Genomic DNA, 21,365 nt, shown 5'->3' on the forward strand with positions numbered 1-21,365 from the left:
ATGCGCTACTGCACCCGCGCCGATATCGGCAACGCCATCCCTGAGATGACGCTCATTCAGCTCTCGAACGACGACTCAGCAGCCATGGAGGCAAATGAGTCAGTGGTCGAGGACGGTGTGCGTCAGGCTGAAGAACTGGTGGATGGCTATCTGCGCGGTCGTTACACCTTGCCACTCGACCCGGTACCCACTGTATTGCGGGATGCGGTGGTCTATCTGGCACGGCACTGGTTGTACCAGCGCCGTCCTGAAGGTGGGCTGCCGGATGCGGTCAAGGACAGCCGCAAAGACACCATCAAGCTGCTGGAAAGCATTCGCGATGGCGTTGTAACCCTGGGCATGCCATCCGGTCAGGCAGCCCCAGAGCCCGGCGAGATCCGCGTCAGATCCAGACGTCAGCAGTTCAGCGACACGGAATGGGACAAATACTGATGAGCCGGCCAGCCTCACCACCACAGACCCAAACCGAGCAACTGATGACGTCGATGGTTGATCGCTTGGCAACAGGGTTTGGCAAGGAGTTGATGGTCGAGTTGTTCCCGGAAAGTCCGAGTGGCTATCGGATGAACCACCCAAGGGGAGCGGTTCTCGTGGCTTTCGGAAAGTCGACGTTTGATGAGTCTGAGTCTTTTGACTCAATGTTCCAGGCTCGAAAGATCACCTTGCGTCTGACATTGGTGTTTCGACAGCTGAATGGTAAGGACGGGGCTATCAGCTATCTGGATCGTATCCGCGCCAGGCTTACGGGCTGGAAGCCCCCTCACTGCGACATTGCCTGTCGACCTGTTGCGGAGACATTCATCGGGCAGAGCCAAGGGCTGTGGCAGTACGGCCTCGACATTTCCACCCGCTCAACACAGATGCAAATCATGGAGCCCGAAAATGGGCCTCGCCTTACACAGCTCCGTTTCGAGGAAAGCCCGTGAAACTGACACGCTACTTATACAAAGGCCCTCAAAGTGCAGCGTCACTGCGTGTGGGCGACACCAAAGAGCTGCTGGATGTCCAGCTCATACCCGAGCAAGAAGTCGAGTTGCCTGCCGAGCACGAGTATGTCCAGGTGTTGTTGGTACTCGAACACTTGCAACCTGTTCCCGCCAAGACCGGCAAGGAGAAAACCTGATGGCCGCTAACTACCTGCACGGTATTGAAACGATCGAAGTGTCCCGAGGCCCTCGTGCCATTCGCGTGGTCAAGTCTGCGGTCATTGCCTTGGTCGGTACCGCGCCCGTCGGCCCAGTCAATGCGGTGACTCTGTCGCTGAATGATACCGATGGTGCGCAGTTCGGCCCAGCGGACCTGGACGGCTTCAGCATTCCGAAAGCCCTGGAAGGGATCTATGACTTTGGCGCTGGCACAGTCCTCGTGGTCAACGTCCTTGACCCGCTGGTTCACCGCACCAATGTCGTCGACCAGGCTCGGTCCTTTGGCGATAACGACCTGCTGAAGCTGGGGCACGGGGCGCTGCAGGCTCTGACGCTGAAACCTGCCGCCGCTGGCAATGCCTACGTGAAAGACACAGACTTCACAGTCGACATGCTGACCGGCAAGGTCACGCGGATGCGCACAGGCGCTATTCCAGTTCATGGCGCGGTCCTGGCGGATTACACCCATGCAGACCCGAGCAAAGTCACTCTGGCCGAGATCGTCGGTGCAGTGAACATCGCTGGCCAGCGCAGTGGTATCAAGGCCTTCGCTGACAGCTATAACACCCTGGGTTTTTTCGCGAAGATCTTCATCGCCCCATGGTTCAGCCAGCTCAATGCTGTCAGCACTGAACTGATCGCTGCAGCAACACAGGTCGGCGGCGTTGCGTACATCGATGCGCCGATCGGCACCACTGTGCAGCAGTGCATTGCCGGTCGCGGCCCTGCAGGTGCGATCAACTTCAATACCAGCAGCGACCGTGTTCGTCTGTGTTATCCGCACGTCAAGGTGCTCGATACCGCGACGAGCTTGGAGCGCCTGGAGCCATTGTCCATTCGTGCTGCAGGCTTGCGTGCCAAAGTCGATAACGACAAGGGCTACTGGTGGAGTAGCTCCAACCAGGAGCTGCTGGGTGTGATCGGTCTGGAGCGTCCACTAACCGCCCGTGTTGATGATGCGAGCAGTGAGGTCAACCTGCTCAACGAGAACGGCATCACCACCGTGTTCAACTCGTTCGGTACCGGCTTGCGCCTGTGGGGCAACCGGACTGCGGCATGGCCGACAGTGACTGAGATGCGCAACTTCGAGAATGTCCGCCGTACAAAGGACATTGTCGACGAGTCGATCCGCTACAGCTCTCTGCAGTTCGTCGATATGCCCATCACGGATGCGTTACTCGACAGCATCACCGAAAGCGTGAATCTGTTTCTGCGCAAGTTGATTGGTGACGAGGCGCTGATCGGTGGCGAGTGCTGGTACGACCAGGCACGCAACCCTCAGACCGAGCTGCAACTGGGGCATGTGCTGTTCAACTACAAGCTGACCGTGCCACTGCCATTCGAGCGCGGCACGTTCGAGACTGAAATCACCGGGGAATACCTGGTCAACCTGGGAGCACCGTAATGGGCCTTTCTGCACATCGGGTTTCAAACGCCACAATTTACCTTGATGGCAACAGTTTCCTGGGTAAAGCCGAGGAAATTGACCTGGGCTCAGTCAAGGCTGTCACCAGCGACTTCCTTGGCCTTGGCCTCATCGGGTTGATTGAACTGCCTGATGGTTTTGACAAAATCGAAGGCAAGATCAACTGGAACAGCATGTATGCCGACGCAGCCCGTAAGCTGGCGTCACCGTTCAAGGCAGTTCAGCTCCAGTGTCGCTCGAACGTCCAGGTCTTCGATGGCACTGGCCTGGTAAAGGAAATCCCGCTGGTTACGATGATGACCATCACATTCAAAGAGTACAAACTCGGCAGTCATAAGCCGCGCGACCCGGCTAAGTACGAATCGCCTTTCTCAGCGACCTACGTGCGCCAGGTGCTCGACGGTGAAGAAGTGTTACTCCTGGACTACATGGCCAACATCTTCAAGGTCAACGGTGAGGACCAGTTGGTCAACTATCGCAAGAACACTGGCCAGGCTTGATGGCGAAGTAGGATGAGCCCCATGGACGGGGCTGCATGGATGCAAACGGAGCCCCGCCACTGTGCGGGGCTTCTCTTTAAAGTCGGTTAAAAGCCAGGCCGAAGACCAGATGCGACGCTTTGGACTCTTTCAAAGACAACCCCGTCATCTGGAGCTGCAATCATGGCTGATACTCTCAAAATCCCTCTGAAATTCCCTTTCAACAATGCTCTCGGTACTCGCATCGAGTCACTGCCGATCACTCGTCTGAAGCGCAAAGACATCGCCTCTGCCCAAAAGTACAGCGCTGACGCTGCCGATCAGGAAGACTTTCTGGTTGCCAAGATGACCAGCATGACCATGGAGGACCTGAGCGACCTCGATATTGCCGACTCTGCAACCCTGACCAAGGTGTTTCGGGGAATGGCTGAGGGACAAGACCTGGCTGCAATCCTGGGACGAAGCGCTGCTCCTGGTACTGCGGATGCAACCGTCGGAGATAGCGAACCTGGAGATGCCGGACTACCTGTTCTGGGTTGAAGCCTGCGAACGCGAAATTGATCGGCGCATCGAAGCATCAGAACGCATGAACTCCAAGTAATACCCCAGAAGTACACTTTCAAGGAGCCTGGCAATGGCCAATGAAGTTCTTGTCGGGCTCCGCATCGGGGCCGCTGTATCCGGCTCTCTGCAGTCTGCATTCGGATCTGCGCGCTCGACCATGCAACTGCTTGGTCGAACCGCTGACAGCCTCACAACCCGCCAAAAGCTGCTCGGTGCAGAACTTGCTGCGAGCCTGGCACGTGGTGGCACTGGCATCGAGAAGATGCGCAGTCAGTACACCCAACTGGGCCGCACGATCGACCAGTTAAAGGTCAAGCAGGAAAACCTCAACGCAAGCATTGCTCGGCAAGAGCGGCATACCGAAGAACGCGGCGAAACCCGTGGCCAGATCATGGAGACCCTCGGTAATGCGGCCGTGGTCGCTGCGCCTGTCGTGCTCTCGATGAAGTCGGCGATCGATTACAAGGACCAGACGAACGATATCGCTATTACAGGTGGCTTTGATCAGGCCAAGGAAGAGTCTCTCAGCAATGTGATGCGCGGCGCGGCGTTGAAATGGAACCAGACTCAGGAAGAGGTCGCCAAGGGAACGGCCGTGCTCATTGCGGGTGGCATTTCAAACGTTCGTGAGCTTGAAGGCTATGCCCCCATCATGGCCAAAACCGCGACCGCCACACGTGCCAGCATGGATGACCTAGGCTCCGTTGCCATTGCCCTGAATGACAATCTGGGGATCGGTGCAGCGGGGCTTGAACGGTCTATGAACATGCTCGCGTTCGCAGGTAAGAGTGGTCAATTCGAGCTTGCGGACATGGCCAAATGGTTGCCGCAGTTGACCCCCCAGTTCGCCGCCCTAGGTATTACCGGTGAGCGCGCTGTAGCTGAGATCGGTGCGTCTTTACAGATTGCCCGTAAAGGTGCTGGCAGCAACGACGAAGCCGCTAACAATTTCAAGAACTTCATGTCAAAAATCACTGCTGCCGACACGCTCAAGTCATTCAAGGATGCGGGCATTGATCTTCAGGACGCAATGAAGAACCTGGTCTCCAAGGGAATGACTCCCATGCAGGCCATGCTGGACATCATTACTCAGTACATGAGTAAAAAAGGTCCAAAAGCTGCCGCTGACTTTGAAAAAGTTATGGCGATCAAGGATGACACTGAGCGTGAAACCGCGCTCGCCCGCCTTAACGAATCGTACAAACTGGGTGAGTTGTTCGCAGACCAGCAAGTGCTTGCCTTTATTAGGCCTGCCATTGCGAACAGAGATGAGGGTAGGAACATCCAGAAAGGCAGCATGGCTGCTGCTGAACAGGGTGTGCTTGACCAAGACTGGGCTCGCAGAATGCAGAGCCCCAAAGAGCAGTTGAAGCTGCTCACTACCAACCTGAACGATGTAGCAATCACCGTAGGCACCGTCTTGCTGCCTGCATTGGTTGATGTCACCTCGGCAATTCTTCCGGTCGCGCAAGCTTTCTCGAACTGGGCTGGCCAAAACCCCGAAGTTATTAAAGGCACCGTTGCGGTAGTGGGTGCTTTGTTCGGCCTGAAGTTGGGGATCTTGGGAGTCGCTTATGGAGCGAACCTGGTGATGGCACCGTTTCTCGCGATGAACACGATGTTCACAACAGCATCTGCAAAGTGGACCTTGCTGAAGGCACACATGCTGGTCCATTTTCCCGCGATCGCCGGCACGCTTTCAGCATTCGGGAGTGCCATTATGGCTACGCCGATTGGTTGGATAGTGGCTGGTATAGCAGCCGTCGCTGTTGCTGGCCTGCTTATCTATAAATACTGGGACCCAATCAAGGCGTTCGTCGGTGGTTTCTTCACCGGTTTCATGGATGGCATCAGGCCGATCGGCACCGCCTTCTCGGCAGCATTCGCTCCATTTGGTCCTATGTTCACGAAGCTGGGCCAGTTACTGGCGCCGGTGATCACCTGGTTCAAAGAGCTACTGACGCCGGTCGACATGTCCGGTGATGCTTTGGGTCGGGTCGGCTATGCAGGCATCCAGTTCGGCCAGGTTGTCGGTTCGATCCTGAGCGGCCTGCTGGCGCCCCTGCGCTGGGTTCTGGAAGGCATAACCGCGTTGCCTGATGCCTTCAGCGGTGGCCTTGGCAGTATGGCAGCCCATATCGCCAACTTCTCGCCGCTCGGCTTGTTCTACCGTGCCTTTGCGGGCGTCTCGACGTACTTTGGGATTGAGCTGCCGGCAAAGTTCACAGACTTCGGCGGGATGATCATTGATGGCCTGATCAAAGGCCTGGGCAATAAGTTGGAGAGCGCCAAGGACACAGTGGTGGGCATCGGCTCCTCGATCAAGGGCTGGTTCACCGACCCCCTAGGCATTCAGTCGCCGAGCCGGGTGTTCATGGGCTACGGGGCCAACATCAGTGAAGGCGCAGCGATCGGCATTGCCTCCCAGGCAGGCATGGTGCGCCAGGCGGCGTTGGGCATGGCAAGCGAGTCGATGGTCGAGATGGGTTTGCCCAACCTGGCCGGCGCGACAAGGGCCAGCATGTCTGCAGGTGGTTCATCCATGGCCGGGCCAGATGGAATGAGCAGTAGCAGTCAAGGCTCTGGCCTGCCTTCCATCACATATGCTCCGGTGATCAGTGTTCCCGGTGGCGAAGGCGTAGGTGCGCAGGTGGGCTCAGCTTTACAGGCGGGCTATGCCGATTTCGTCAAGTTCATGGAGCGCTACATGCACGACCAGGCGCGCCGTAGCTACGGTCCTGCTGCAGGAGCACGCTGATGTTTGCGGTCCTGGGAAAGCTGGAATTTGAGGTCGCCAGCGGCATAACTGGTATGGAGCAGCGAGGCACAGCCGACTGGGCTGAACATCCGCTGATCAAGGGCAAGCCCAAGCTGGAGTGGATTGGTGAAGGCCTAGAAGAGATTACTTTCACCATGCAGTTGCATCCGTGGCTAGGCGATCCCGAGGTCCGTCTGCGCAACTTACGCGAACTGAAAGCCAAGCATGAGCCGCTTGCGTTTGTCCTGGGCAGCGGCGAGTACCTCGGCACCTTCGTTGTCACGGACATCAGCAGCGTGCCGAAGCGCGCATCCGCTGATGGTCGTATTTTCTCAACTGCGGTTCAGGTCGGCCTGCGGGAGTTTGATGGCCAATTCAAGCCGAAGACAGTCAAAGCCGGTCTGGTGGACTCTGCGGTGAAGAACACCTTGGCATCGAAGCTGGCCACTCCCGAAGTGGTATCGAAGCTTGCACCGGCCAAGAGCACTATCCAGCAGGTGGTTGGCTACGCACGCCAGGCTGGCAACATGATCAAACAGGCAAAGGGAATCTATGACGCGGTCAAGAACTTCAACCCGGCCACGTTGCTTGCCCAGGCGCCACAATTGATCGGCTTGAGTGAGCGCATGCTCGGGCCAATAGGTGGGCTCACCGAGGTAGCTGGCCTGATGAAAGATGGTTCAGACATCGTTGCCCTGGGCCAAGGTGTCATGGGCGATGTCAGCATTGCCCGGTCAAGCCTCACCCCGCTTGACCTGGACAACGTTACTGAGCGGTTCACGCGCTCGGGCGAATCCATGAGCCGGGCGTACGACAAGATGGAAAGCGCATCACCGCGCATCGCCGGACTGGCCGCGCAAGTCGTCACAAGGAGAGCTTGATGTTCTTGGAACACACGACGGTCGAGGGGGAACGCTGGGACCAATTGGCCTGGCGTTACTACGGCGATGCCCACCGGTACCACCCGATCGTTGAGGCCAATCCCCACGTGCCGATTACCAGGGCATTGCCTTCAGGCTTGAAGCTGGCAATCCCTGTCCTTGAACCTGTTACGACTGGGGACGATCTTCCACCATGGATGCGTTAACGCCTTCCCAGGTGCCTGAAGCGCGATTTGTACTGACCTACCAGCAGCGCAATATTACCCGCGACATCAGCAAGCACCTTATATCGATCTTCTATTCGGACGTACTGAGCGGCCAGGCTGACAGCCTCGATGTCGAGCTGGAGGACGTAGATGGCAAGTGGCTGGACGCCTGGTACCCCGGTCATGGCGATAAGCTGACCCTGGCGATGGGTTGGGAAGGCAAGCCGCTGCGCCAGTTATCCAGCCTAGAGATCGATGAGATCAACTTCAGCACGCCGCCTTCTACTGTGACCATCCGTGCGATCGCAGCCGGTATCAACACGGCACTGCGAACCGACGAGCACAAAGCTTATGAGAAAACCACGTTGGCCGCTGTTGCCCAGGCGATCGCCAAGCGGCAAAACCTAACTCTGGTTGGCAGCATCGAACCGATCAAGATCGATCGCCTAACGCAGCAGGAGCCTGACCTGGAGTTTCTGCGCAACCTGGCTGACGAGTATGACTATGCGTTCAAAGTGACCGGTTCCAAGCTGGTGTTCCACTCCATCAGCGAGCTGGCCAAGGGCAAGCCTGTCGTCCAGGTGAGCCTGAAGGAGTTGAAGAATGTCAGGTTGAGGGACCAGATTATGACGGTACCGGCCAAAGTGCAGGTCAAGCACAAGGACCCGTCGACCAAAAAGCTCATGTCCTACGACATCCAGAACGGCGAGACCGTGGCAGTGCCCAGCAGCGCAAGCCAGACCACGACCAGTGCTGATACCAAGAAGAGTCGCAAGCGGGCAGCGTCGGTGGAAGAAGCCAAGGCCAAAGCAAAGGCCGAGTTGGCCAAGAAGAACCGAGAGCGCACCACGGGCGGCTGGGCAATGATGGGACAGCCCAACCTGGTCAGTGGCAATGTCATCGGCCTGAGCGCTGCCGGCAAGCTGGGCGGTAATTACCTTATCACTGCAGCGCACCACCGGATCAATCGCAATGGCGGCTACACGGTCGACCTCGATCTGTGCCGGGTATCAGCACCGTCGATCAAGTTCACGTCAGAAAGCACGCAGCCCGACCTGGCGCTGTCTCACTATGGCTTTTCCCAGGGCGACACCCTGGCGTAAGAGGTAACGATGGGCGTTGAATTGGAGTATGGCGAGGTCAGTGCGGTTGATTACCAGGGGTGCCGGATTCGAGTACGTCTTGATGACCGCGATGGTGTCGAGAGCTATTGGCTGAGCGTTCCGCAGCGCAACACCCAAGGCACGAAGCGCAGGCCACTGATGCCTGAACTGGGCGAGCAAGTGGCCTTGCTGCTCGATGCTGATGGTGTGGGTGGCGTGTACTTGGGCGGGGTTTATTCGTCTGCAGAACCGCCACCAGTGGTCGACGAAGACACGGACTTTATTCGGTTCAGTGACGGCACTACCGTGACCTACGACCGCAGAGAAGGTGTCATGGCCGTGGATTGCATAGGGGCTACGACACTGAAATGCGCCAGGAACCTCAGCGTTGAGTGCGGTGAACCTGTGTCGGTCAAGGCACCCTCAGCGACGCTGGACATAGCTGAGGTGGATCTGAAGGGGAATCTGAAGGTTAGCGGCAATGTTACGGTTGGAGGAAATGTCGATGCTGCTGGCTCGGTGATGGATGCGGGTGGCAACTCGAATCACCACTCGCATTAAGCGGCAGTAGCTGACCGTCACGCAAAGACGGACTCTAAACTTGTTTAGAGGCAGGTAGGGGCTGGCCTTCTCATTATGGGCGCATGACGACGCCTATCTCTCCTTCCAGTATCACCGCCGCCCACTGGCAGCCCGCACTGGGCACTGCCGGCGCGGTCGTTGAAGGCCTGCGTGATATCGACCAGGCGATCCGTATCATTCTCACCACCCCCAAGGGCAGTGATCCGCACCGCCCGACCTTCGGCAGCGACATCCACCTCTATATCGACTGGCCCGTAAACCGGGTTGTGCCGCACTTGGTGCGCGAGGCCGTGGACGCTATCCGTATCTGGGAGCCTCGGATCAATGTTGTCCAAGTCACTCCGACGATTGAAGGCTCACAGGTATGGCTCAGGATTACCTGGCGTGTCGCCGATGGTCTACCACAACTGACCGAGGTGTCGTATGCGCGAGCTGCCTAAGCCGGTATTCGTCACCATTGATCCGGCAGCCACCGAAGCGGATCTTATTGCTCGATATGAGGCTAAGTCGGGCAAGACGCTGTATCCAGCCCAGGTCGAACGACTGTTCATCGATCAGATCGCCTATGCCACTACCAGCCTGCAGATGTCGATCCAGAATGCCGGCGAGCAACTGCTGGTCAGGTACGCGAATGGACCGATCCTGGATTACCTGGGCGAGATGGTGGACACCCCTCGGCTGCTGGCTGTCGCGGCACGTTGTACCCTGCGGTTCACCCTAGCGACAGTAGCAACGCAGCCTCGGTTGATCCCGATAGGCACTCGGGTGGCCACGCAAGACGGCAAGATTGCGTTTCTGACTGACTCCGATGCCCTGATCCTGGCCGGTCAAACTCAGGTTAGCATTACTGCCACTTGTAGCACGGTTGGTGACACCGGCAACGATTGGGCGGTGGGCCAGATCAGCCTCATATCAGATGCTGAGTTGAACGACCTGACGGCCAGTAACATCACTGTGAGCGCCGATGGTGACGAAGACGAGAGTGATGACCGGTACCGCGAGCGCATCATTCTGGCACCTGAAGCGTTCTCGAACGCCGGCAGCCGAGGCGCGTACCGATATCACGCCATGTCAGCACATCAGTCGATCATTGATGTGGCCGTCCATGGTCCTGCTGAAGGACAGCAGCCAGGCCACGTCGCGCTGTTTCCCCTGACGACTCGCGGGCTGCCGACCGCTGACCTGTTGCAGCGCATGCTGGACGTTGTGAACGGCGAGAAGGTCCGCCCGCTGTGCGACACCGTGCATGCCTTGCTGCTGACTCAGGTCGACTATTCGATCAACGCCCGGATCGTCTTCTTTAATAGCGCCGATCGGGTCACCACCATGGCTGCCGTTCGAGCGGCTGCCGATGACTACGTTCTGGAGCTAAGCGCCAGGCTGGGTGTCGATATCGTTCCTGAGCAGTTGACCAGCCGCCTGCAGGTACCAGGTGTGTACCGGGCATTTGTAGAGTTGCCAGCGGTACCGCGTGAGCTGGCCGGGAATGAGTGGGCCGTCTGCAGCTCGATCACGCTGACGGATGCGGGTACTGCCAATGGCTGAGCAGCAACTGCCGCCCGCGCTGGCTGGTGACGAGCGATTCGTCTGGTTTAACGAACTGCTGAACGAGAACGTGCAGCAGCTCGACCTCAACGCGATGCTGGTGTACCTGGTCGACCTGGTGAAGCCCTCGCTGCTTCCGATACTGGCAGAGCAGTTCTCGATGCTCGATGAGGCCACTTGGCCGGTAGCCAGGTCCGATGATGACCGCCGTGCCCTGATCAAGACTGCCATTGAACTGCACCGCTATAAAGGCACGCCCTGGGCGGTCAAGCATGCCTTGTCGATCATCGGCTATCCGGTCCTAGAGCTAATCGAGCAGAAGACCTACCAGGCCGAGTGGGTTGCTGCAGGTGGCAAGACGCTGGACGGCACCTGGTTGCTCGACAGCAAGGTCAACCTGACACCACCTAATACTGGCATCAATGGCCAAGTCATGAAGCGCATCGCACTCAGCCACTGGGCGCAGTATGCGATCCGGCTTAATGCTTCTGACGGTGACTGGTCACGCGAGCAGCAGAAGCGTATTCGCCAGGTCGCTGAGGCCTATGCGCCGGCCCGCGATGAGCTGGTGGGCATCATCATCGCCCTGCAAGCCAGATTCGACTCTCGTATCACCCTGAAGTCGATGGCCGACCGCTTGCGCATGAAGTACTCCAAATGCCAACGCTTTCAGCCTGCACAACGTCGCACCCTTGACGGTTGCTGGAGGCTCGGTGGCGGCTATGTCGACGTGTTGCTTGATGGTGGCTGGCGGCTTGATGGCAGACCGCTTAATGGACGATCGCCAACGGGGCTTGCCCTGGAGAGCGGTCACATCAATACCCGCCAAAAAATCTCGCTGCGTGCCGCCATGTCCATGGGTGGAGCGCGTACGCCAGCACCTGTGGTCCTGGAGGACCGCTTTCGCATGCTGGATGGGCGCTGGAGCCTGGACAAGCAGACCTTGCAGGGGTGGCCCTTGGATGAGGGCCGAAGCCTCGCTGATGCTCAGCTCAATCGTATTGGCATGCATTGCCTGGACGGCACATGGCTGCTTGGCGGCGAACTGGGCGGTCCCGGTATTAGGTTCAGCGCGACCATGCGCGTCAAAAACAACGGCATCACAACTCAGGAGCCGCTATGAGTAACCCAAACGCCACACCAACCACACTGGCCTACCGGAAGCACGTCGCAGTCTGTGCTGCGACAGGAGGCACATTATCAAAGGCTGCCTGGATGTGTTTTGGCTCTGGTAGCAATCCCTACTCACCAGATGAGGACGTTGGGTTGGTCGATGAGTTCGCTCGCGTGCCGGTTGTTTGTAACGTCTCGGGCTCGGTTCTTACCGTCAGTGGAACGCTGACTGGAGCAATGGCCGGCAACCATGTGCTGCGTGAGTTTTCCGTTGAAACCGATACTGGCGTGCTCATGGGGCGTCGTGTTGTGAAACCCAAAGAGTTCGAGTCCACCAGCGAAATCGAACTCGACCTTGATTTTGAATACTGAGGAAAAACGCCATGCCACTGATTCCAAGTCCCGAGCCGAAGTTTTCAATCAGCCTTCCTGAGCTCACCACATCCAGTGTCGCTCACCCGGACTCGTTCAACCCAGCCAACCAGATGCTTCTGGACAACGATATTGTGCTGCGCCAGTCCATAGAAGACGCCAATTTGACGTTGAGCGGCCAGGTCGGCGACCTGAATGACCGCCTTGCAGATGTTGAGTTGTCCAGCGCTGTATCGGTACAGCGGGCGGTGGATCTGGACTGGCTCTACCGCAACAATGCGATTCGCTTCGAGATGTTCGTCTCGGGTTACACGCTGATTGATCTTGAGCCGATCGCCGTAGTTCAGGGTGTCAGTGGTGATGACTCTATCGACGTTGCCTCTACAGCAGGGCTTCGCGCTGGAGAGTTTTATGTCCTGAGTGATCCTGCTGCGACCGACTCGAACGGAAAGCTGGCTCCAGTGTCGGCTTTAGTTCAGATCCAAACGATCCTGTCCAATGCACGGATTCGTTTAACCGCCAACCTTTCTCGCGACTGGGGTAATACCGCAACGCTTCGCCGCTCCAGCATCAAGGTGCTGAGCGCATCACATGCAGCAGCAGTACCAGGTGACATCTACCTGACTCGCTCCATCAATATTGGTACCGATGCTGCAGGTGGCTCAGTAATGATTCGACGCACACTGAACTCTGGCTTGGCCCGCCTGTATTATCGCGATGGCTACCAGCCCGCCTGGAAGGAAACGGGTTGGTCGTTGCGCCGTACCGATGGTGATATCCCTTCGGGCTATGCGGACTATGAGTACATTCTGCCGATGCGTGGTGATGGTTCGTTGCGCCTGGATATCCAGGGCGAAGCCATGACGATCAAGCACATTGTCGCGCTGGGTCAGTCGACGGGGCTGGGCGGTTTCGTGAACCCAGATCTGCGCCCTGTGGCACCACTGATCAGTGCGCCAGCATCAGCGGCAACCGAGGTGATGGAACGACCGAGTCTGGCGCTGGCAGGCTACAGCTCACCGTCTGGCAATGCCCAGGCTGCAGTTCAGTTCCAATTATCCACGACCGCAACATTTACCTCAGTCTTGCATGACTCAGGGGTGTTGGGTTCCGGGCTCTCATATGCTCTTCCAGCATCAGTGCTCGTCGCAGGCTCGACCTACTATTGGCGGGCTCGCGTGCAGGATGTTGCAGGGCTTTGGTCCGACTATTCGACGGTGTCCAGTTTTTCCACGGCGGCCTCATTCGTGTATGTCGTTGCGCCAAATGTCACAGGTCCGGCAGCCAACGCTACCGATGTTCCTGAGCAACCCACAATCACCAGTTCAGTTTTCACTGTCTCGGGTGATGCAGATACGCACGAGGCCAGCCAGTGGCGAATCCGCCAGGCTGCAGGGACCTATGCGGCTCCCGTGTGGGATAGCGGTACCGATACGGTCAATAAACTCGCGGCTATTGTTCCGGCTGGAAGGCTGCTGCAGGGGCAGCAGGACTACTATGTCCAGGTTCGCCACAAGGGCGCGGCAAAAGGTTGGTCCGAGTGGTCTACCGAGAGCAAGTTCATCACCAAAGCTGCCTTTGCGAATGTTATCGGGATTGCCATGCTGACCACCGGCGGCGGTGCAGGCACGTGGGCTCGGGTCGACGAAACCGGGGCCACAAAGGTGACTGATGCTTCGTTCTTCAGTTCGCATGCCACCTACGGCGCTATCCAGGACCAAGTCGTTGATGGCCAGAGCATGGTCAGGATTCCAGCGTTCTATGTGAAGCGCGGCACCATCGCTTCAGGCCCACACCTTGGAAAAAAAGCAGTTTGGATCTCTGATCAACCAGCTACGGGCTTCAAGTTGCACCCGGCATTCAAGAATGTCGGCGCGGATCTCGCTCAGTTCTGGGTGGGGAAGTACCAAGGTACTGCGGACGGGAGCAAGCTGGGCTCTAAGGCCGGGGCTACACCGCTTGTGAATATCGACTTCCAAGCCATGCAGGCTCTGGCTGCAGCACGTAACGTCTCAGGCGTAAGTGGATTCGCACTGTGGTCGATCTACCAGTTGTCCGCAATCCAGTTGCTGGCAATGATTGAGATGGGCGGATCTGACTCGCAAGCGCTCATCGGTCAAGGCAACGTCAGTACTGGCAGTGTCCTGGCGGTTGATAGCCAGCAGGTTGCTCAAGCTACTTGGCGCGGCATCGTGGGGCTTTGGGGAAATGTCTGGCAGATGGTCGACGGCCTGCAAACCGATGCTACGGGCCGATACATGATCTGGGATCGAAACGGCAACAAGCTATATCAATCGACCAACCGGACTGCTTTGGGGAGCTGTTACCCGGTAACCATGGCTCAGGACTCAGACACCAATTACGACTTGCGGGACATATTCGTACCTGCCACAGGCGATGCCTCAGCAAGCAACGGCAGTTACGGCGACTACTTCAACAGCAACGCCAGCTGTATAGCAATCCATGGTGGCTACGATGGCCATGGTTTACGCGCTGGGCTCTTCTGTTTACACATCGATACCACCGCATCAGATGCGAGTTCATACATAGGCGGTCGCCTCGCAAAGGCGTAACGCTTCACATGCACTGAACCATGCCCAGAGAGCACCAACCGAGCTGGCGCTCTTATCAGTAGGAGAAAGTAATGAAGGTTGAAAATGGAGTCCTGATTATTGGTAATCAGCACATCGAACTGCCATTGATCCATGCAGATGCACTGGTCCGTGTCTGGGCTGTGCCGTCTGACTACCGTGAGAATGGTTTCTTTGTCGCGGTCATCCTCCCAGGGCAGCCTGATGAAATCCCCGCATGCTCCTTGGGAGAGACCCAATATCTGGGTGAACTGACATACCCAGCAGCGGAGTCAAACAAACTGGCTGCTGCCAAGGCTGCCAGGCTGCTTTTTATCAATGAGGCCTGTGACCTTTCGCTGACAGCCCTGACAAGTACTTATCCGGCGGGAGAACTGCAGAGCTGGCCTCAGCAAGTGCAAGAGGCCACGGCGCTGTTGCTTGACCCCTCAAACGCTACACCTTTGCTGTCGGCTATCGCGGATGCACGAGGCTTGACGGCTGTTGAGTTGGCCAGCCGAGTACAGGCCAAGGCTGAGGGCTACGCCAAGTATTCAGGCGCTATTATCGGTAAACGGCAGGCTCTGGAGGATCAGCTTGACCGTGCAGAAACCCTGCCGGATATCGAGGTGATCGTATGGTGAAGCGTTTGACTCTGGGCCTTGCTCTTTGGCTGTTATGCATGCTGGCGGCGATTGTAGGCGGTCTCTGGATGCTCGCTGCTGTACTGGTCAACAGCACCCGCGCTTGGCGTTTGGCTGTTTCATATGATCAGTTGGCCAATACCGCATTTGGTGGCCATGAAGACGAAACGATAAGTTCCAGGGCAGGTAAAGAGGCGCGTAAGGGAAAGCGTTGGGCATGCATGCTTTGCAAGTTTCTGGACCGGTTTGATCCAAAGCACTGTGAAAAGAATATCGAACCAGACCGAGTGGCAAGACACGCGGATTGAAAAAGGGCGATCGATTTGAGTGTTGCAGCACTCAAATCGATCACTAACCAGCAGGTATAGCCTGCAAGCCAGCCATGGCCCTCCGCTCACGCGTAAGCATAGAGGAGGTTACCAGAAGTGCAAAAGGTTTGCAGATGATGCAAGAGATTAGATGTGGCCACTGCAGTCGGAAACTTGCCGCTGCATGTGGATTCATTGAGCTACAGATCAAATGTCCGCGTTGCCGGACACTTAATCACTTGAAGGCCGAGAGCCTCCTGACACCGCCAACGAGCGCCCAAAGCCATCAGGAGGCCGCATGTACGCACAACCGATCATCCCCTGGTTAGGAGGCAAACGCCGACTCGCCGATCGTATCTTTCCGTTGTTCCCAGCTCATAGTTGCTACGTCGAGCCTTTCGCAGGAGGCGCAGCGCTGTTTTTTCTGCGCCCGGTACCGGCAGAGGTTGAGGTCCTCAATGACGTCAATGGTGACCTGGTTAACCTCTACCGAGTGGTGCAAAACCACTTGGAAGAGTTCGTCAGGCAGTTCAAGTGGGCACTGTCGAGCCGTCAGGTGTTCAAGTGGCTGCAAATGACCAGGACTGAAACCCTGACAGATATCCAGCGTGCAGCTCGGTTTTACTATCTGCAACAGTCAGCTTTTGGTGGTCGTGTTGATGGCCAGACATTCGGTACAGCCACAACCACACCGCCTGGGCTCAATCTACTGAGGCTGGAGGAAACCCTATCTGCTGCTCATTTACGATTGAGCAGCACCTATATAGAGCACCTCGACTGGCAGGAGGTCATTAAGAAGTATGACCGTGAGCACACGCTGTTCTACTGCGACCCACCATACTGGCAGACCGAGGGCTATGGCGTGCCATTCGGCCTTGAGCAATACGAGGCAATGGCGAAGCTGCTGGGGCAGATCAAAGGTAAAGCCATCATCAGCCTGAACGACCATCCAGATATCCGCAGGGTGTTCTCAGCCTTCCACATGGAGACGACGAACATCAAATACACGGTCGGTGGTGGTAAAGGGAGTGAGGCAACAGAGGTCTTGATCTTCAGTTGGGACATTCAAGCCGAACCAGCAGGCTTGTTTTGATATTCTGTTGCAACAGGTGCAACAGAACCTAAAGCCATTTATCTCACGTCAGAGCGCGGATTTTTCGCGCTCGGCATCACCGAGCAACAGGCACTTGTGCTGGCCCCTGCCCTGCCCCTGGAACCGCCGCCAGCCGAAACCGCAGATGACGCGCGGGATGATCAGGAAGACCTGCTGACCATCACCCGTTTTTTCAAAGCCAGTTACGGTGTCAGTTACATCCAGGGGGCGGCCAACGCTCTGGATTCGCTCAAGGTGTTCATCGAGAAAACCGGCCTGAACAGTGATGCCGTCGAAGCCGTGCTGGCTGTACACAACCATGCCCCCTATGAATCCCCCAACGTCCTGCCGGCAGGACACAGCGCCATCGAACCTCAGGCGAGCGCTGTCAAATACGGGGCCTGCTATGTCAATGGTCCGTCTGATCAGGCACCGCTGGGTTTGAGCAGAGACGACAAGGGCAATGCACGACTGATCAACACCAGCGTGGACCGCTTCGACCGCCTGCAACGCATGATCCGCCTGCAACGCTGGATGGATATTCCCTTTGCCAAACTGGATACGCTGATCATGGCCGTCATTCGCTCGGAAGGCGAAGCCAACACCGGCCAGGTATTGACTCTGAATACCTTGAGAACACTGGGTACCTATCGCTACCTGAGCAAGCACTACTCCATCGAGCCCGAGGAGTTCGCCGGTTTATTCCATCAATTGAGCGCCTATGCCAGCAACCGGCACTTGCCAATGTACGATCAGGCCTTTAACTACCCTGTCGTGTTCGACACCCCATTGGTACTGGATGGCAAGGACGTCTGGCTGACCAGTGGTGACAGCCTCAGCAACAAGACACTCGCCCAGATCTGCATGGCGCTGGGCCTGGAATACACCCGCGAAAGTCTGTGGCCCATTCTGGTCGACACCCGCAACGCCTATGCTGACGCGGACAAGCCGTTCAAACGTACCTTGTCCATGTTGTCCTCGATGTATCGCCAGACCCGGATCGCTTCGATGCTTGATATTCCAGCCCCGTCCAGCCGCGCGCTGGTCGATCTGCTGGGTGGCGAGTCTTACCGCAATCAGATAGTAAAAGGCGTGCTCAAGGCTCCCGAAACATTGAGCGACGACACCACTCCCGACATCCTCGACATCCTCATGCAATTGGAGTGGGCCGTGAGCTGGCTCAACGAAACCGGACGCGACGTGTGGACGCTCCGTCGCCAGCTGGGAATCGACCCGTCAGAATCCACACTCCCTCAATCGCTGCTCGACCAACTGGATCAACTGGGCAAGGACGCCAGTGCAACCGCACTTGCCGAGGAGCAGTTGACCCCTTTGAACCTGCCGATCAAGGATGACGGCGGCACAGCCATCGACTGGTGGGGAACCGTGCTTTCTCCTCTCGTCGAATCCCATGGGCTGGTCAAGGCCCTGCCATTGGTGCTGGATGACAACGCTTCGGCTGCCATCGACAAACTGCTCGTTGTCCAGATCGAACCACTGAAACTGGGCGCTGAGGCCAAAGAAGCGGCCAGGACCAGCCTGGGCGAATTCGTGTTCAAAGGCTACGTGGTTCAGCACCGCCTGGTGGAAGGCTTGCTGCAGTCCAACGCTGGCTTGCCGCTGGATCGATGCGAAACCGTCATGCGCTGGGCGGGCACCAGTGCTGACGCTTTTCTGGGCAAGGTGCTGGATGCATCGGCGCCTGCAAGCTTCAGCCTGCCATTGGCCGCCAGAAGCCAAGAGGTGATCGACAGCCTGATGACCCTGCTGCGCTACGCCGAGGTCAATCAGGAACTGGGCCTAAGTGCCCAGGCACTGCGCACTTTTCTGGTCCATCCACAATGGCTGCATGCCAGTTTCGCCGCCCCGCTACCTCTGTCACTGGCAAGCTTTCATGTTCTGGACCGCTACCGGAACTGGCGTGACAGCTCCGGACATCCGGAAGCAGCCTTGCTCAGCTACTTCGTTCTGGCGAACACCGACGCCACAGCCAGTCAGTGGGCGGCGCGTCTGGCCTCGCTCATGGATTGGAGCTCGACGGAAATAGGAGCTGCAAGCGAACTCCTGGCAAATCGCATCGGCAAATCCATGCACCAGATTGATTGGCTGAGACGCATGCACGGTATCTGCACTCTGACTGGCCTCGGTACCGCCCAGCTACTGGCTGCGACGGCCTTGACCAGCGACAGCACCACCGACGAATGGAAAAAGGTCGGCGACGCCGTCATGGGAGCCAGCCGCTGACCCTTGAATGAACGGACTTACATCAACTGCCATGGAGGCTCCAAATATGTCTCGCTCCATTGATAGCCAGCTCAACGAATCCTTTCGGGATGCACTGGTCGCTTATTACCTGGGTGAGGTGGTTCCCAATTCCCCTTTACTGAGGAGTCTTGGTCTGGACCAACGCCTGAAAACTGCCAACGATCTGTATGAGTTTTTTCTGATCGACAATCAGGTCATCAATGAAGTCGAAACCAGTTATGTGGCCTCTGCCATTGGCAGTATTCAGCAGTTCATCAACGGAGCATTGATGGGCATGGAGCCGGGTTATGACTTGCTGCGACCCACCGAAGCAAACTTCGTCGAATGGCGCGAGCGCAGCAGCCAGTACCCGATCTGGGCCGCCAACATGCAATTGGCGCTCTACCCGGAAACCTTCATTTCCCCGGCCTTGCGGTTGAAGAAATCCGGTTACTTTGAAAATCTGGAAAACGATATCAACCAGAACAAGATCAGTATCGATACGACACAGGAAGCCGTGAAATCCTACCTCGCCAGTTTCGAGGAAGTGGCAAACCTGACGGTGATCAATGGCTATATCGACACTGAGCGCTTTGCAGAGGGCAAGTATTACTTCATTGGCCGGTCTCGTGCCGAGAATATCTATTACTGGCGCATGGTCGATATGAACGAGCGCGCCTACAAGGAAGGCACTGAAGGCCCGAAATATGACTACCCGACACCCGGCGCCTGGTCGGACTGGAAGCGGGCAGAGATCGGGGTCAATGCCAATACGATTGAGCGCACCCTTCGCCCGGTATTCTTCAATAACCGGCTGTTTGTGACCTGGGTGGATATGATTCCTGTGTCGGAAGAGATTGAAGTCACACTGCCAACAGAAAGTATCAAACCCGGTACAGATGGCAGCATTCCCATTATTCCGCCCCCCCCACCGACATCCAACCCCAAGGTGCGCCTGCTCTTCAATATCTCGTACAAGAAATATGATGACTCCTGGAGCGCACCACTGATTTACATGGACATCACGTCACTCAAAACTTTTACCCGGGCAGGCAAGACGGTCAACCTTGAAAACGATCTGAACAGCATTGCCGTGTTTGATCTTTCGGCTTCACCGGAATCCCTGTTTATCGCCATCTATGCCGGTGAACATCTGGTCAGTGGCGATACGGATGGATCCACTTCAGATTATGCATTGCTGGAAACCGCGTTTGTTGACAAGAACTTCAACAAGGAAAGATCGTTCCCCAAAGATGGTTACGTGGAAGAAAATTACAATGGAGCAGATGCAGAGCCTAATGAAAGCCGCATTCGTAAAACCTGCTGGGCGCTGGCACTCAAAAACAAAGGAAATTTTCAGTTCACATGGAGTGTTCACATTGGTTTAAAACCCATTATTACCAAACCAGCACTTCCTGGGTCTGCCGACTGGGACTACAACGGTTGGCAGTCCCGGATACGGGCGATGGAAGATCCGGCTATACAACAGCCTACCCTTGACCATGCCAGCTCTACGATACGCTTAACATCCGATATCAATGCCGACATCATCCCGGAAAGCGGTGATAATGCTCCTGAACCGATGACCATTGATATAACTTTTCACTTCAGAGGCGCCCCCCCACACTAACTTGCATTTAATAGTAGGCAAAAAAGAAGGCATTTACAACAAACTACTGCCAGGCTCACTCATTACCTTTCTGCCTACAGAGGCAGTACCTAATTTTTTATCCGTTCAGTTTTCCGCTTATATAAGCCATGACATCCGTCTACCTATAGAACTAATCGACTTCATAAGAAACCCAAACCACCTACCCTATGTATTCGGTATAGATTCAAGAACGATCGACGCTACAGACGGCTATATAAACCATTACCTTACCCGACTAGTCAGGCATGAGACCCTTTATGACATAGACGATATCAAGGCAGGGCTTGTCATGATGGAGCTACTAATACCCTTCCAATGCAACGTCACCATTGAAGCGTCTAATACAAACCCTGAAATTACTCTCCATCAGTACATGAGCCACCCTCAAAACATGGCACTGCCTTATGGCCCTCAAAAAATCATCACTAAAACGCAAGACCACGAAAATCTGTTCACACCCACTCCCCAATCCATAACAATCCCCTTTAATAAAGCAACATTACTGCCAACATTACCCGCCACTTTTATGGAGGGTTCAAAAAAATTCTACATTACCCACGGCGTCGGGATTAACACTAAAAAAGACCAGGAATGGATTGGCTCCGCCATCAAATCCACCGAAATAGAACTCACCTGGGAATCCGAAGGCGGCGTCGACCCTATCGCCCCCAAAATCAACAA

Annotated in this window: 23 protein-coding genes; all 23 read left to right on the forward strand. The window is 56.4% G+C overall.

Going from position 1 to position 21,365, the window contains the following annotated elements; all coding sequences use genetic code 11:
* Positions 1 to 432 (forward strand): gp436 family protein, encoded by a 432-nt coding sequence (locus JL015_RS03985; protein ID WP_201017492.1) that lies wholly within the window; start codon positions 1 to 3, stop codon positions 430 to 432.
* Positions 432 to 926, forward strand: a complete 495-nt coding sequence (locus JL015_RS03990) for a Gp37 family protein (RefSeq protein ID WP_201017493.1) — start codon at positions 432 to 434, stop codon at positions 924 to 926. The genes JL015_RS03985 and JL015_RS03990 overlap by 1 nt, the downstream gene beginning before the upstream one ends.
* Positions 923 to 1,123, forward strand: a complete 201-nt coding sequence (locus JL015_RS03995; protein ID WP_201017494.1) for a hypothetical protein — start codon at positions 923 to 925, stop codon at positions 1,121 to 1,123. Before JL015_RS03990 ends, JL015_RS03995 begins: the two co-directional genes overlap by 4 nt.
* Positions 1,123 to 2,550, forward strand: a complete 1,428-nt coding sequence (locus JL015_RS04000; protein WP_201017495.1) for a phage tail sheath subtilisin-like domain-containing protein — start codon at positions 1,123 to 1,125, stop codon at positions 2,548 to 2,550. Before JL015_RS03995 ends, JL015_RS04000 begins: the two co-directional genes overlap by 1 nt.
* Complete coding sequence (locus JL015_RS04005; protein ID WP_201017496.1) at positions 2,550 to 3,071, forward strand: phage major tail tube protein; 522 nt, start codon at positions 2,550 to 2,552, stop codon at positions 3,069 to 3,071. The genes JL015_RS04000 and JL015_RS04005 overlap by 1 nt, the downstream gene beginning before the upstream one ends.
* Before the next feature lie 162 nt (positions 3,072 to 3,233).
* Complete coding sequence (locus JL015_RS04010) at positions 3,234 to 3,590, forward strand: phage tail assembly protein (RefSeq protein WP_201017497.1); 357 nt, start codon at positions 3,234 to 3,236, stop codon at positions 3,588 to 3,590.
* 94 nt (positions 3,591 to 3,684) lie between these two features.
* On the forward strand, positions 3,685 to 6,372 hold the full coding sequence (locus JL015_RS04015) for a phage tail tape measure protein (protein WP_201017498.1): 2,688 nt from the start codon (positions 3,685 to 3,687) through the stop codon (positions 6,370 to 6,372).
* Complete coding sequence (locus JL015_RS04020) at positions 6,372 to 7,253, forward strand: phage tail protein (RefSeq protein WP_201017499.1); 882 nt, start codon at positions 6,372 to 6,374, stop codon at positions 7,251 to 7,253. Before JL015_RS04015 ends, JL015_RS04020 begins: the two co-directional genes overlap by 1 nt.
* Entirely contained in the window at positions 7,253 to 7,459 is a 207-nt protein-coding gene (locus JL015_RS04025) for a tail protein X (RefSeq protein ID WP_201017500.1), read from the forward strand. Before JL015_RS04020 ends, JL015_RS04025 begins: the two co-directional genes overlap by 1 nt.
* Entirely contained in the window at positions 7,447 to 8,562 is a 1,116-nt protein-coding gene (locus tag JL015_RS04030; RefSeq protein WP_201017501.1) for a phage late control D family protein, read from the forward strand. The genes JL015_RS04025 and JL015_RS04030 overlap by 13 nt, the downstream gene beginning before the upstream one ends.
* Positions 8,563 to 8,571: 9 nt before the next feature.
* Positions 8,572 to 9,123, forward strand: a complete 552-nt coding sequence (locus JL015_RS04035) for a phage baseplate assembly protein V (RefSeq protein WP_201017502.1) — start codon at positions 8,572 to 8,574, stop codon at positions 9,121 to 9,123.
* 83 nt (positions 9,124 to 9,206) lie between these two features.
* Positions 9,207 to 9,584 (forward strand): GPW/gp25 family protein, encoded by a 378-nt coding sequence (locus tag JL015_RS04040; RefSeq protein ID WP_201017503.1) that lies wholly within the window; start codon positions 9,207 to 9,209, stop codon positions 9,582 to 9,584.
* The gene (locus JL015_RS04045; RefSeq protein WP_201017504.1) at positions 9,568 to 10,689 is read left to right on the forward strand and encodes a baseplate assembly protein; all 1,122 of its coding nucleotides are present in this window, start codon (positions 9,568 to 9,570) and stop codon (positions 10,687 to 10,689) included. Before JL015_RS04040 ends, JL015_RS04045 begins: the two co-directional genes overlap by 17 nt.
* Entirely contained in the window at positions 10,682 to 11,812 is a 1,131-nt protein-coding gene (locus JL015_RS04050; protein WP_201017505.1) for a phage tail protein, read from the forward strand. Before JL015_RS04045 ends, JL015_RS04050 begins: the two co-directional genes overlap by 8 nt.
* On the forward strand, positions 11,809 to 12,174 hold the full coding sequence (locus JL015_RS04055; RefSeq protein ID WP_201017506.1) for a hypothetical protein: 366 nt from the start codon (positions 11,809 to 11,811) through the stop codon (positions 12,172 to 12,174). Before JL015_RS04050 ends, JL015_RS04055 begins: the two co-directional genes overlap by 4 nt.
* Before the next feature lie 11 nt (positions 12,175 to 12,185).
* A complete protein-coding gene (locus tag JL015_RS04060) occupies positions 12,186 to 14,747 on the forward strand; it encodes a hypothetical protein (RefSeq protein WP_201017507.1) in 2,562 nt (853 codons plus the stop codon).
* Positions 14,748 to 14,818: 71 nt separating this feature from the next.
* Positions 14,819 to 15,388, forward strand: a complete 570-nt coding sequence (locus tag JL015_RS04065) for a hypothetical protein (RefSeq protein WP_201017508.1) — start codon at positions 14,819 to 14,821, stop codon at positions 15,386 to 15,388.
* Positions 15,382 to 15,696: a hypothetical protein gene (locus JL015_RS04070; RefSeq protein ID WP_201017509.1), complete on the forward strand. Its 315-nt coding sequence runs from the start codon at positions 15,382 to 15,384 to the stop codon at positions 15,694 to 15,696. The genes JL015_RS04065 and JL015_RS04070 overlap by 7 nt, the downstream gene beginning before the upstream one ends.
* A 137-nt stretch (positions 15,697 to 15,833) precedes the next feature.
* Entirely contained in the window at positions 15,834 to 16,025 is a 192-nt protein-coding gene (locus JL015_RS04075) for a Com family DNA-binding transcriptional regulator (protein WP_201017539.1), read from the forward strand.
* The gene (locus tag JL015_RS04080; RefSeq protein WP_201017510.1) at positions 15,995 to 16,789 is read left to right on the forward strand and encodes a DNA adenine methylase; all 795 of its coding nucleotides are present in this window, start codon (positions 15,995 to 15,997) and stop codon (positions 16,787 to 16,789) included. Before JL015_RS04075 ends, JL015_RS04080 begins: the two co-directional genes overlap by 31 nt.
* A 96-nt stretch (positions 16,790 to 16,885) precedes the next feature.
* Complete coding sequence (locus JL015_RS04085; protein ID WP_201017511.1) at positions 16,886 to 19,033, forward strand: hypothetical protein; 2,148 nt, start codon at positions 16,886 to 16,888, stop codon at positions 19,031 to 19,033.
* A gap of 46 nt (positions 19,034 to 19,079) precedes the next feature.
* A complete protein-coding gene (locus tag JL015_RS04090; protein WP_201017512.1) occupies positions 19,080 to 20,663 on the forward strand; it encodes a neuraminidase-like domain-containing protein in 1,584 nt (527 codons plus the stop codon).
* A 310-nt stretch (positions 20,664 to 20,973) separates the two neighbouring features.
* The coding region (locus tag JL015_RS04095) for a hypothetical protein (protein WP_201017513.1) at positions 20,974 to 21,365 on the forward strand (392 nt) is incomplete at its 3' end.

The organism is Pseudomonas cichorii (assembly GCF_015471405.1).
Classification (GTDB): Bacteria; Pseudomonadota; Gammaproteobacteria; order Pseudomonadales; family Pseudomonadaceae; genus Aquipseudomonas; species Aquipseudomonas serbiensis.

Coding starts and splice junctions, on each gene's coding strand:
- JL015_RS04090 (WP_201017512.1), top strand. CDS start 19,080: ATGTCTCGCTCCATTGATAGCCAGCTCAACGAATCCTTTCGGGATGCA.
- JL015_RS04045 (WP_201017504.1), top strand. CDS start 9,568: ATGCGCGAGCTGCCTAAGCCGGTATTCGTCACCATTGATCCGGCAGCC.
- JL015_RS04075 (WP_201017539.1), top strand. CDS start 15,834: ATGCAAGAGATTAGATGTGGCCACTGCAGTCGGAAACTTGCCGCTGCA.
- JL015_RS03985 (WP_201017492.1), top strand. CDS start 1: ATGCGCTACTGCACCCGCGCCGATATCGGCAACGCCATCCCTGAGATG.
- JL015_RS04065 (WP_201017508.1), top strand. CDS start 14,819: ATGAAGGTTGAAAATGGAGTCCTGATTATTGGTAATCAGCACATCGAA.
- JL015_RS04010 (WP_201017497.1), top strand. CDS start 3,234: ATGGCTGATACTCTCAAAATCCCTCTGAAATTCCCTTTCAACAATGCT.
- JL015_RS04060 (WP_201017507.1), top strand. CDS start 12,186: ATGCCACTGATTCCAAGTCCCGAGCCGAAGTTTTCAATCAGCCTTCCT.
- JL015_RS04055 (WP_201017506.1), top strand. CDS start 11,809: ATGAGTAACCCAAACGCCACACCAACCACACTGGCCTACCGGAAGCAC.
- JL015_RS04040 (WP_201017503.1), top strand. CDS start 9,207: ATGACGACGCCTATCTCTCCTTCCAGTATCACCGCCGCCCACTGGCAG.
- JL015_RS04030 (WP_201017501.1), top strand. CDS start 7,447: ATGGATGCGTTAACGCCTTCCCAGGTGCCTGAAGCGCGATTTGTACTG.
- JL015_RS04025 (WP_201017500.1), top strand. CDS start 7,253: ATGTTCTTGGAACACACGACGGTCGAGGGGGAACGCTGGGACCAATTG.
- JL015_RS04070 (WP_201017509.1), top strand. CDS start 15,382: ATGGTGAAGCGTTTGACTCTGGGCCTTGCTCTTTGGCTGTTATGCATG.
- JL015_RS04050 (WP_201017505.1), top strand. CDS start 10,682: ATGGCTGAGCAGCAACTGCCGCCCGCGCTGGCTGGTGACGAGCGATTC.
- JL015_RS04015 (WP_201017498.1), top strand. CDS start 3,685: ATGGCCAATGAAGTTCTTGTCGGGCTCCGCATCGGGGCCGCTGTATCC.
- JL015_RS04080 (WP_201017510.1), top strand. CDS start 15,995: ATGTACGCACAACCGATCATCCCCTGGTTAGGAGGCAAACGCCGACTC.
- JL015_RS04000 (WP_201017495.1), top strand. CDS start 1,123: ATGGCCGCTAACTACCTGCACGGTATTGAAACGATCGAAGTGTCCCGA.
- JL015_RS03990 (WP_201017493.1), top strand. CDS start 432: ATGAGCCGGCCAGCCTCACCACCACAGACCCAAACCGAGCAACTGATG.
- JL015_RS04035 (WP_201017502.1), top strand. CDS start 8,572: ATGGGCGTTGAATTGGAGTATGGCGAGGTCAGTGCGGTTGATTACCAG.
- JL015_RS04020 (WP_201017499.1), top strand. CDS start 6,372: ATGTTTGCGGTCCTGGGAAAGCTGGAATTTGAGGTCGCCAGCGGCATA.
- JL015_RS04005 (WP_201017496.1), top strand. CDS start 2,550: ATGGGCCTTTCTGCACATCGGGTTTCAAACGCCACAATTTACCTTGAT.